This window comes from Idiomarina xiamenensis 10-D-4, assembly GCF_000299895.1.
Taxonomy (GTDB): Bacteria; Pseudomonadota; Gammaproteobacteria; order Enterobacterales; family Alteromonadaceae; genus Idiomarina; species Idiomarina xiamenensis.
The window spans coordinates 18,885-32,524 of the sequence record NZ_AMRG01000015.1; the positions used below are offsets into that span (position 1 = coordinate 18,885).

At 47.8% G+C, this 13,640-nt stretch carries 1 protein-coding gene; it reads right to left on the bottom strand.

Annotation, left to right across the window (positions count from 1 at the left end):
• Nucleotides 1–74: 74 nt before the first annotated feature.
• Nucleotides 75–13,565, bottom strand: coding sequence for a type I polyketide synthase (locus A10D4_RS11090; protein ID WP_008489591.1), 13,491 nt, complete (start codon nucleotides 13,563–13,565; stop codon nucleotides 75–77).
• Nucleotides 13,566–13,640 lie beyond the last annotated feature (75 nt).

Below are 13,640 nucleotides of genomic sequence, written 5' to 3' on the forward strand. Positions count from 1 at the left end.
GTTTTCGGGCGACTATGGTCACATCGATTGCGAGGCTTGCAACCGGCTTTTCGATGCTATCTCGCAAAATCTGATTAAATTTCACCTTCCATCATTCCGACACCCTCTGTTTGAACTGGGTTAGATTGCAGCAGTACTTCTATTAAATCGGCCTGTTCGGCGATGGTTGATGATTCGAAGATATTACGCAGCTGTAGACTAAGGCCAAAATCGCGATTAATTCTGGCGAACAACCGAGTGGCCAATAATGAGTGACCACCAAGTTCAAAGAAGTTATCGTCGATACCTATAGCATCAATACACAGTAGATCCGTCCAAATCCCCGCCAACTGCTTTTGTAATTGAGTTTCCGGCGCTCGATATTCATTCTCGAGTTCGGGCCGTTGGTACCGAGAAGAAAGAGCTGCAGCATAAGATTCTGTTTCGGTTTCAACACAGGAGGAATTGGCAGTATAATAAGCAACATTAAGATGCGCGCTCATTATTCGAAGCACCGCCGCCGAAGCTTCTTCCCACTGCAGATTGCCCTTACCAATATGACAAATAATTGAACTGACCTTTGCCGCACATGCAGCAGTACCGGCCAACGCGTTCTGATAACTTTGCAATAGCAATCGATGTTCTGAAGGTTCAACATTGTCTTCATCCAGCACTATCATGAAGCGTTCATCAGCGCCGCTGTCTTGCGTTACTTTAGACAGCGCGGTAATCGACTCCAAACAACTTTGAATATGACCTTGAGTCATCAACAATACGCTGTGGAGAGGACTGTCGGAGGCTTTTGCGTGCTGATAAATGGCTGCCGCACCAAGCTCCGTCTTCGAATCTTCGACGATCAGCTGCACCGAACAACCGTTATCTTCGATAACCTTAAGCTGCCAAATCTTTTGCGCCAACACATCGGTTTCCAAATCTGCCTGCAATAACGCATCCCACTGACTTCTATCTGGTAGCGTCTCATTGGTCGCGACTATAATATTGGCAGCTCCAGCGCACGCCAGCTGATAAGCAATCGTCAATCCCAAATCGTTGACGCCGTCTACTAAGGCGAACGTGCGCCCCTTGACGTCGTTCAGATAATCTTGTGAGCCTAGTTCCAGATTTATGGTATCAACGGATTTAACCCAACGATGTTTACCGCGCAATGCTAGACATGATTGCTCTGACGAAGCGCCCATCTCACTGACAAGCTGCTCAGCCAGCGTCAACTCACGAGCACTTTGTGGAGCTGGTAACATGACATCCAAAGTCCGCCATTGCTTCTGCTTCTCACTGTCGTTTAACGCAAGTTCAATGCTCAACAATGCTTGCTCAGCATATAACTCCTCTTCACCAGTTACGCTTTGCGCCCCTTGAGTGACACGTAGCAACTGCAACGTATTGCAACTATCAACAAAAACGCTTTCCAACGCCTGAGAGGCATCCAGCGCCTCACGCACTCTAAGCAAACGTTTTTTAGCTGTCTGCTCATCATCCAGAGTTACAGCCAATGGCCAAAGATTCAAAACTCTGACACTTTGTAGTCCGAGTTCGGCTTCTTTGATCAACGCCTCAAGCGCATGAGGTTGATTTGGATTAACAATCCAATGGTTATCGTCCGTCGCTTCGGTTTGTTCACCCTCAACCACACAGATAGGCTCAATACCTTTAACAGATAACTGCTCGAGAACACGCTGACAAAGACTCAATTCTAGTTTTCCTAAAACAATCCAACGTAGTTGTTCAGTTATTTGGGTTTTGACTAGGTTGCTCTGCTGCCAAACTGGGGTTGAAACGCAATAATCAAAGTCAGTGAAGCTGGCAGCAGTATGGCTACTTTGACCATGTCGGTCGGAATTGTAATCAATATCTACCCAATAACGTCTGCGTTCAAAAGGATACGTCGGCAGACGCACTCTATTACGTCTTTGCTCTGCATAAAACGACTTCCAGTCGAGATCTAAACCACCAACATATAATTGGCTAAGCAACGACAACAGATGGGCTTCATCATCGCTGCCGTTATTCGCCTCAGGCCAAACGTTCAAAGCCCCCTCAATATCTTGATCGTCCCCACCGAACATCAAAGTCGTGTAACTTCGTTGTTCGAACAATCCATTGCATAGGCTAAGATCGCTATTTTCATTAACGATTTGCGTATACCAAAATTGACCGTCCTTAAGCTGTTCAGCTTCGGCCCAAGTACCATTATTCGCATCGCTGATGCTGAACGATGTCTTGTCTAAATTCATCGTCTGCAGTGTTTGATAAAGCTGCTCTTTATCACTTTTTACATAAAACTTAACCAATTTCCCCGCATTGTTAAGGTCGATGACGCCAGCCAGTACAGCCATCACGATAACGCCAGCCCCTTCACCGTGCATTGCTCGAGGCACGCCCCCCCAGCTCATCAACAGACGTGCCATCGCAAAGTCAGAAGCTAACTTCAACACGTGAAGCACCTCGCTTGGCGTATCATTGAGTTCGGCAGTTTGCATCATATGACACAGATCCAAATCCAATTCCTGCTCGAAAACATCTAAACAACGATCCACTTCACTGCGAAACATCGTTTCAGTGCGATACAACTGGAAGCCTATATTTTCAAAATTGTTGTTATGTTTGCCAAAAACAAAAACACTACCGTTGCCGGGGTCTTGTATCAGATTCTTTTGCTTGGATTTGAGTTTTAAACTTTCCAGCTGGGCGAGCAATGAAGGTACGTCACGACTGACCAACGCGCAACGAACTGGAAAATGACGTCTACCAACTGCGAGTGTATAAGCAACATCGCTCAAACTAAGTTCAGGATTATCACTAAGATGTAAACGCAAGTTTTTACAAGCTGTAAGCAATGCCTTCTTGCTAAGAGCAGACAGTACTACCAACTCATTGTCGCGGCCAGATTTCGATTCTCTAGTGAGCGGTGCTTCTTCAAGAATCACATGAGCGTTGGTCCCGCCGCTACCAACCGAATTGATACCGGCACGACGTGCCGTGCGCTTCTTAGGCCATGGCGTTAATTCGGTTTTAACCATAAATGGGCTATTCGCGAAGTCAATTTTTGGGTTGGGTGATTCGAAGAACAAGGTGCCTGGCAACATTTCGTGCTTTAAGGCTTCGATGGTCTTTATTAAACCCAAAATGCCCGCCGCTCGGTCAGGATGACCAATATTCGGCTTAACCGAGCCTATTACACAGTATTGGTTATCCTCGGTATAGCTCTTAAATGCTCGGCTTAATGAGGCGACTTCAATTGGGTCACCAAGCTCAGTTGCTGTACCACTAGCTTCAACATAATCAATCGTACGGGCATCAATATTCGCATTGGCCAAGGCCATCGCGATGGCCTCAGCTTGGCCATCAACGCTCGGAGCCGAAAAGCTTGCTTTCAGTGCTCCATCATTGTTACTAGCACTGCCCTTAATAACCGCATGAATAATGTCACCGTCGTTTTGGGCGTCTTCCAATCGTTTTAGCAGAATCAAACCCGCACCCTCACCAAACACCGTTCCACTTGAGTTGGCGTCGAAGGTGCGGCTAGATCCGTCTATAGATTGAGTGCCGCACGAAACAGGTAAATAGCCACGTTGTTGCGGCACTCGCAGAGAAATGCCGCCAGCCAATGCCATATCGCATTCACCTGAAATAATATTCTGACAGGCAACATGCACGCTAACCAAAGACGTCGAACAGAAAGTTTGAATGTTGTAACTCGGGCCACGCAGGTTTAATTTAAACGACACGGTGGTAGTTAAAGAATCAGATTGGTTAGCCAATTCAGCTTCGGTTTGAGCCAACAAGTGCGCGGTGTTGGAGTCGCGACGCAAGCTTTCTGCGTAACTATTGGTATTCGAACCACAGAAAACACCTATGCTACCGTCATAAGCCAACGGATCATAACCAGCTACTTCCATCGCCTCCCACGCGACTTCAAGTAATACTCTATGTTGCGGGTCGGTCACCTGAGCTTCCATCGGCGAATAACCGAAGAAGCGAGCATCAAACATATCAGCATTATCAATAATCGGGCGACAACGCACATACTCCGGACTCTCGAACTCATCCCGACTTACACCTGCGGCCAGTAGTTGTTCATCGCTAAAAGTAGTCAGAGACTCTTTACCATCGACCATGTTTTGCCAGAAATCATCGATCGAATTGGCGCCGGGGAAACGCCCTGCAACACCTATGATGGCAATGTCGGTAGATTCATTTCCTCCGCGCTGACGGTCGGACTTACGCTTATCGATGGCCGATTTAAGATTCGCCGCCTTATCTTTGTGAGCTCCATCGTCAAAAATTTTAGCTAACTCGTGAACGGTCGGTGCTTCAAAAATGACGACCGGAGATACCGGCACTGAAAATTCGCGCTGCAACTCGGCCACCAATTGAATGGCGGTTAACGAAGTCCCACCTAAGTCAAAGTAGTTGTCATGGATACCTATTTCTTCAATACCCAACACATTGTGCCAAACCTTGGATACTCGCTCTTCTACTTCATTAGAACTGGCGATAAAGGTTGTGCTCAATGCCGGGCGAGCATAAAGCTGAGTTTTAACCACCGGCTCGGCACTATTGACACGATTAAACGGCTCACGCACCCACTGATCCAAACGAGCCTGAATATTACCGGTAGACTCTACGATGTGGTCGCTTGGCATGTAGTAAGCCAATCGCTCGAACGCTTCGGCGCCCTCTTGCTGACTCATTTCAAATTCCAGCACGGTTTTTCCTACCGTTTCATGCTGACTCTCAGACAAACGCCAAGTATCCCAGTTAACACTCAACCATCGTGTAACGGCAGTACGGTTATGAATACGGGTAAAATTATCCATGAAAATATTGGCGGCGGCATAAGGGATCAATGTCATACCACCTAGTACCGCTGAAACCGATGAGGTCAACACGACAAAATCTAGCTGTTTGTCAGCCAGCGCCTTTTGTAACGCAATTACACCATGAACTTTCGGCCTGAATTGGTAGTCAGAGTCGTCACGGGCGACATCTTTTAAGCTACGAAAAGCCCAGCTTTCAGAAATACCGGCCGCGTGTACCACACCATTTAAAGTACCGAACGTCTCATAAGTTTTATCGATCACCGCTTTAAGCTGTTGTTCATCGCCAGCATCCACCGAGAGTACAATAACCTCAGCACCAAAGCTTTCCAGCTCCTGTATTTTACGAATTTTAACGCTAGCAGAATCATTGTATTCGTGGGCTTCAAGCCATTGCGACCATTGTTCCCGCTCAGGCAGGGCTGAACGACCACACAACACTAATTTGGCTTGTACTTTCTTGGCAAGGTGTCTCGCCAACACTAAGCCTACCCCCCCCAGACCACCGGTAATCAGGTATACGCCATGTTGTTTGAGTACTGCATCGTGCTCTGGAATGGATTCAACCAAAAACGGCTCAAAGTCTTGCAGCAAACGTACGCCGCCACGATAAGCCACGATGGGATCTTTCGGCTGTGCAAGCAACTCTTTGCGTAACGCCTGCACCAGATCTTCATCAATGGCGTCAGTACTGTTGTCAACACAGATATCGATATTACGCAGCAAAATGTGAGGGGCTTCTTGCGAGATACCCTTACACGGCCCCAGTATCATGCTCTTGTACGGATCAATTATCTCGCCTTTAACCACTTCATGAATACCGCTTGATACCACGATGATGTCCAGCGGATCCAACAAGTTGCGCTTACCAAAGGCTTGAACCAGCCACATTAAGCTAAAATACCCCAGCTCCAACATTTGTGCTTGCGGTTCCTGCCCATCGGTAACGGTAAAGAAGTGACCAATTTTAGAAGGTAAACGTGCTTCACGCTGTAATTGTCTAATCAGGCGGTCGTAGTCTTCCGGGTGAGTCGCCCTAATCTGGAAGCTGTTGTCATCCAAACGACTATAACCATCACCTTTGATCACCAAAATAGAATCGGTTTGTGTCGATTGAATCCTATTGATTGCCGCTTTGGCATAACCTAAGTCATCGCAAAATACCAACAATCTCTCTGCCGCGGCCGAGGCATTGCGCTGTTTTAGTGTCGACTCGCGCCAGACCGGTTTATACCACCAATGGGTAATATCTTCGACTTTACCGTTGTCGGCCTTTTTCATGTTGACTGGGATCATCTCACCCGGTTCAACCCAGTAACGAGTAGGTTCAAAGGCATAAGTCGGCAACGACACTTTAAGGCGACGTTCACCTTGGTAGAGGGCATGATAAATAGGCTCGATACCGGCCAACCATAGTTTAGCGACCATACTTTGTAGATAAGCGTCATCTGCTTCTTCTTGAAATGCGGCACGCATAGCAGGCACTACCGAATGGGCATTATCGGCACCAAAGGATGGATGCTGTTTAACGAAAGATCCCAGACTTTGACCCGGACCAACTTCCACCAGCACCCGCCCCTTGTCTTCAAGTAATTTGCCAATACCATCAGCAAAGCGCACCGGTTGACACATGTGATCAAGCCAATACTTCGGTGAAGTGATTTGGTCTTCGGTCACCCAGTCGCCTGTCAAACTAGAAATGTATGCGATATTGGGAGATCTGAATTCGACATCTTCAAGCAGTTCACGTAACCCATCAACAGCCCCATTCATCATTGATGAATGGAAGGCGTGAGTAGTGTTCAAACGACGATTGGCAATTTCTTTACTGTTCAGCAGTTTTTGCAGTTCGTCTATACCGTCATCCGTACCGGCCACCACGGTGGTTTTCGGGCTGTTACAAAGTGCAATGTCGACATTTTCGACCAAAAGCGACTCGACCTCGCTTTCTGACATTGGCACAGCCAGCATTGAACCGCTCGGCAAATCGTTGATAAGACGAGCACGTTTTGCTACCAACGCCAGTGCATCATTAAGCTCGACGCAACCAGCAACCGTCGCAGCAACAAATTCACCGAGGCTGTATCCAATAACTGCTTGAGGCACATAACCCCAACTCATCAGTTGATGGGCCAAACAATACTCGACTGCAAATACCAGCGGTTGAGCCAACCAGGTTTGTTGCAATACGCTGCAGCTAGACGTACCCTGTCCATCTCCTGACAACATGGCTTTAATATCAAAGGCTGGCTTTTCTTGTTCCTGCTTACTTTCAGTTTCAGTGAACAATATTTCGCGTAAATCAACACCCAACAATGGCTCAAGCACTTCACAACAGTGATCAAACTCACTGCGGAAAGTCGATTCATTATGATACAGATCAACCGCCATATTGTTGTAGTGGTCGCCGACGCCGGGGAACATGAATACCAAAGACTTGTTGCCTCCAGCCAAGTGCCCGCTTAAAAAGGCAGACAATTTTTCATCCAATAAGCCGTCGATAGCATTCTGATGGTCGCTACATACCACCGCCTGTCGAAACTCCAAACGTTGGCGACCTGTTTGCAGGGTATAGGCGATGTCTGCCAAGTTTTGTGTCGGATTATCACTCAAATGATCGGCCAGCCGCTGTTTAGCAGCATCCAACGACCATTGGGTGTTGGCCGATAACATCAATACCTGATAACGACGCGAACGGTCAGAGGGCTCAATGACCGGCGCCTCCTCTAAGATAAAATGAGCATTGGTGCCGCCCAGGCCAACTACATTGACACCAGCTCGGCGTGGTATATCCCCCCCTGGCCAAGGTTGTTTTTGCGCCGCCACATAGAACGGGCTATTTTCGAAATCAATATTCGGATTTGGTGCTTTAAAGTGCAGCAACGGTGGAATTTCTTCGTGTTTTAGCGACATTACGGTTTTGATCATCCCCGCAACCCCGGCTGCACGATCAAGGTGACCTGTATTGGGTTTAATCGAACCAATAGCGCAGAAATTTTTACTATCGGTACTTTGACGGTACGCTTTAGTCAATGCAGTGACCTCAATAGGGTCCCCCAGCTCAGTTGCCGTACCATGTGCTTCAACATATTGAATCGACTCAGGATTAATCCCAGCTACCCGCAATGCGGCACTGACAGCATTAGTTTGACCGTCGACCCCAGGGGCGGTATAACCGACTTTGAGCGAACCGTCATTACTGATCGCAGAGCCTTTGACCACCGCATAAATGTTGTCGCCGTCTTCTAACGCATCGGCAAGACGTTTAAAGACTACAACACCAACTCCATCACCAATAACAGCGCCTTTAGAGTCGGCATCAAAGGTACGCACGTGCCCGTCTGGTGAATTGATGCCACCTTCTTCATATAAGTAACCTTCTTTCCCGGAAACTGCGATATTGACACCTCCGGCCATAGCCACATCACACTCGCCACTGAGTAGACTCTTGCAGGCCATGTGCATCGCGACACCTGAAGTCGAGCAAAAGTTTTGCACTGACAGCGCCGGACCTTTCAGATTGAGTTTATATGCTATTCGGGTCGCCAAAGCATCTACGGTATTACCAACACCAACTTGGAGGCCAGCAACCGGCGAATCCATCAGATCCTGACGAGACATCAGATTAAGCAAATAATTACTGGCATTAGAACCGGCAAAGATACCGATAAGGCCTTTGAAGCTTTCTGGGTCGCAACCCGCGTCCTCCAAAGCGGCCCAAGCGCATTCAAGTAGCTGCCGATGTTGCGGGTCAATAAACTCGGCTTCGCGCGGTGAATAACCGAATAACCTAGCATCAAAGTGATCGATATTTTCGATATCGAAACCAGCGCGAACATAGTTCGATTTGCGGAATTCTGCCGGACTAACGCCCGCTTCGATCAACTCACTTTCACTGTAAAAAGAGATAGCCTCAACACCATCTCGCAGGTTTTCCCATAACTCCGTTGGTGAACGAGCACCAGGAAAACGACCCGACATACCGACGATAGCAATGTCTCTGGCTCCAGTGCCATTTTGCACTTTTGCACGGCGGGCATCGAATATTTCTCTTTCATCCGGGCCTTCACTATGCACATCAGGCGCCAACAGTTTAACCATCGCTTCAACGGTTGGAGCTTCGTAAAGGATGACTTGCGGCACGTCGATATCTAATTCACGACGCAAATCAGCAACAATTTGTAAACCCACTAACGAGTTACCACCTAAATCGAAGAAATTGTCTTTGGTACCAATTTCATCGATACCCAACAGGTTCTGCCAAATCTCAGCTATTGTCTTTTCCAAGTCGTTACTCGCAGCAACAAAACTGGTTGCCAAAGCCGGACGCGGATAAGCAGTTTTTTTACGAGAATGATTAGACTGAACCACTTCAGCTAGCTTAGCAACGGAGCACACATTGGACCCGCGGATCATCGCTATCGCGTCTTCCGGCAAGACAATAACCTGAGGCACATCAATAGCAAGAATACGTCGGATTGCCTCCATCCCTTCTTCGAAAGTAATGCCGAAGTTTTGACGATGTTTAATCATCGCCTCGCGCAATTCTGGGTGAAAACCTTGCAAACCATCGCTCCACGCATCCCACTGCCATTCACCAAAGTTAATGGCAATCGTGGTGCCGTGATCGTATTGATGCGCCAGCGCATAGGCATCAAGAAAAGCGTTACCGGCACAATAGTCTATTTGACCTGCCCCCCCCCCACTAAATGCTGCGATTGACGACACCAGTATGAAAAAATCCAGTTCGACATGTTCGACAGCCTTAGCGATGGCCAAAGTCCCTTGAACTTTAGAACGCAGAGTCTGTTCGGCTGCTTCGACGGTTTTAAGCTGTGTTAAACCCTGACCTGGGACACCTGCAGCATGAATAATACCATTAAGCTCACCAAATCGTTCGATGGCATCCTCGGCGACTGTAGCCATTGCCTGTTCATCGGCAACATCTGCCACAATGACCATGACTTCAGCACCAGCTTTAACCAAGGCATTAATTTTCTTCACTCGTTCGGTAATTCGATCACTTTCATTAGCTTCGCAAATAGCATTCCACTCGCTTTGCTCAGGCAATGCAGAGCGACCAATCAATACCAATCTAGCCTTTTGAGTTCGATATAGATGTTCGGCAATCGCCAAGCCAATCCCGCCCATTCCTCCGGTGATCATGTACACGCCATTTTCTTTAAGGCGACTATTACCTTCCAGCGGCGCTTCCATCCTGACTTTCTCAATCAACGGCAGGTAACGAGTGTTATTACGCAAAGCGACAAACTGATCTTGAGCCCCTAATAATAATTCGCAGGCCAGTTGTTTGGCCAATAAAGCGATATCAACGGCCCCCATGCCCAAAGTAAAGGCATCGATACTACGACAAGCAACATTGGCAAACTCTTGACGGATAACTTTAGTCGGGCCTTTAACGAGCGCTTTGCTTGGGATAATAGGTTCATTACCGATCACCGCTTGCATATCCGCAGAAAGAATACACAACTCGAGGTCAGTATCGATAAGATAATCTCCGATAGACTTAGCCAACTGGAACAGAGTATAAAAGCCTAGGTTGACTTGTAATTGGATATCCATTTGCTCATCATAGCGAGCGGCAGTCCACCCATACACAATACGGCTGGGAAGCTTAGTGCTTTTTTTCAGTGCCTTGAACATCGCATCAAGGTCTTTTTTGCTGCCAGGACGGATGTCGAAGCTACCGTCCTTATTAGCGTTGTAATGCTTGCCGTGGAAGGCCAAAACGCAGTTAATACCATGCGGTTTAACCGTTTCAGCTAAGGTTTGACACAAACCATCGGCATCTGCGAAAACTAACCAGTTCTGCGGTGTATTGATGTTTAAATTCGACAAATCATCGACCGCGGCGCCATCACTCTCCCACTGAGGGAAGTAGAAAGAGTCAGCCAGTTCGGCCTTAGGCTCTTGCGACATCATCAACTGTTGCGACAAACTAACGTCTTGCTCGGCCGTTTCTATCCAATAGCTTTGACGATCGAATGCATAAGTCGGAAGAGGAATACGACGACGACTTTCACCGTCATAATATCTTAGATAGTTAGGACCGCTACCGAGCACCCAAAGCTTGGCCAAAGCCGCAGTGAAGACGGCTTCGTCATCATCATCGACGTACAAGGTTCTCATTGTCTGTACGGTGAATATACCGCTGTCATCACCATGGACCGTAGCACGCTGTTTAATCAACGAGCTTAAACTTTGGCCGGGGCCAACCTCAACCAGCGTCCAATCGCCATCTTCAAACAACGTATCGATACATTCACCGAAACGAGCAGTTTGGCACATGTGATCAATCCAATACTGTGGGTCCATGGCTTGCTCTGACGTGACCCAAGTTCCAGTGACGTTTGACAGGAAGCGCATTGTCGGTGGATTGAGGTCTATCTCGCTCAATAATGTACGCAACTTGTCCTTGGCTGGCGACATCATTGAGGAATGGAAAGCATGACTCGTCGAAAGTCGACGGCACATGATGTTCTTGTTTGACAGCAGCCCTTCTAAAGCATCGATAGCGCTGTCGGCTCCTGCAGCAATAGTCAGCTTAGGTCCGTTAATGATACCGATATCAACCTGTTCGTCGAGAGATGTCAACAAGGCTTCTAGGGCCGATACCTCCATAGGCACAGCTATCATAGAGCCTTCAGGCAAACTCTCTATGAGCTTGGCACGCTCAGCAACCAACTTAAGGGCATCTTGAATAGAAAAGATGCCCGCCATAGCCGCAGCAGCATATTCACCCAAACTATACCCCACCACGGCTTCAGGAGATACGCCGCAACGCAGCAGGTGATTGGCAAGACAATACTGCACCACGAAAGTGCAAGGTTGGGCGTTAATAGTACGATTGAGTTCTGCGCTAAACTCATCATCGGGCATACGCCCCAATAGCATCGCTTTAGCGCGGTCGAACACAGGCATATCGTCGACAAACAGAATATCTCTTAAGTCGTGACCGAGTATTCCTTCGAGAACATCGAAGCAGTGGTCCATGTCTTCTCGGAAGTCGTCGTCCTGAACATAGAGGTCATTTGCCATGTTTACATATTGTTCGCCAACACCGGTGAACATAAAGGCAATCGGTTGTTTGGTGGCTGGTAGCGCTGATTGAATAAAACGCTCTTGAGGACGTTCTCGCAAAGCTTTGATCAACGCTTCGCGACTGTCACCAACGACAGCCAAGCGCTCACCATATTCACGACGGCCGCAGTATAGCGTGTAAGCAGCATCGGCAAGAGCGACTTGTGGGTCGGATTCAAGTGCAATGGCGAGATTCTCACGCATCTTATCCAAAGAAGTATGGTTCTTGGCGGATAAGCTCAAAAACTGCCACCGACGCCCTTCGTCCATATGTTCCGGCTCTGGCGGTTGTTCAAGAATAATATGAGCATTGGTACCACCGACCCCCAAAGCCGTGATACCAGCACGACGAGGAACATCCATTTCAGGAAATTGATACGCCGTATTACGCACCGTGAATGGACTGTTTTCCAAATCCATTTTTGGGTTGGGCTTATCGAAATGTAATGTCGGTGGTGCGATACCAGTACGTACTACGTGAGCAGCCTTCATGACACCAATAACACCGGCTGCACGATCAGTATGGCCGAAGTTAGTCTTGATAGAACCCAAAGTAACGAACTGCTTTTTGTCAGTATATTCACGATACGCACGAGTCAGTGCCGTCACCTCAATCGGATCGCCAAGCTCAGTCGCCGTACCGTGGGCTTCAATATAGTGAATATCTTCAGGTTCAAGACCGGCATCTTCCAATGCCAATGTGATCACTTCCGCCTGACGCTCGACACTGGGTGCGGTATAACCGGCTTTAAGTGAACCGTCATTGTTAATAGCGGAACCCTTAATTACCGCATGGATGGTATCGCCATCTTCGATAGCGTCATCCAGACGTTTAAGCACCAACATACCGGCACCATCGGAAAAAACAGTACCTTGAGCACGTTCATCAAAGGTGCGAGTATGTCCGTCTGGCGAGCTTTGATTGTTCGGTTCGAACAGATGACCGTGTTTGGTCGGTACATGCAATGAAATCGCGCCGGCCAACGCCATATCCGACTCGCCTGAGCGCAAACTTTGACAAGCCAAATGAATGGCAACACCCGAGGTTGAGCAATAAGTCCCAACAGAAAAACTTGGACCATTAAGGTCGAGCTTATAGGAAATGCGGGTACACATTGAATCCTGAATATTCGCCAATGATATGTCAAATGGATCGAGCGTCGCCCACAATTCTTTGTCGGCATGTAAATGCATTTGATAGTGACTTTGCATGGTGCCAGCGAAGACGCCGATAGGTCCGTCGAAGCGTTGAGAATCGTAACCGGCATTTTCCAAGGCAGTGAAGGCTACTTCCAACATGACACGGTGTTGTGGATCCATTAACTCAGCTTCACGCGGGTTAAAACCAAATACACCGGCATCGAACATGTCGATGTTTTCGATGATTCCGCGCTTTTTTACATAGTTCGGATCATTGAATATAGCAGCCGGAACACCGGCATCGAGCAATTCATTATCAGTGAAAGTAGTGATGGTTTCACGGCCTTCGACGATATTGTCCCACATGGTTGCTACGTCATCAGCCCCTGGACAACGCCCAGCCATACCAACAATGGCAATGTCGATGTGCTCTTCGCTGTTATTATTAGCGCTCAATCGCTCTAATAGCGCTTTTTTTGCTAGGCTAAGCTTGTTGTCTTCACTCATTTGATACTAATCCTTGCACTTGGATAATCCTTATCTAAGGTAGGTACGACCCACGATTTACTCCGATTGGCTTTA

What these genes read in the sequence shown, in the direction of transcription:
- A10D4_RS11090 (WP_008489591.1), bottom strand. Translation starts at nt 13,565, where the DNA reads ATGAGTGAAGACAACAAGCTTAGCCTAGCAAAAAAAGCGCTATTAGAG.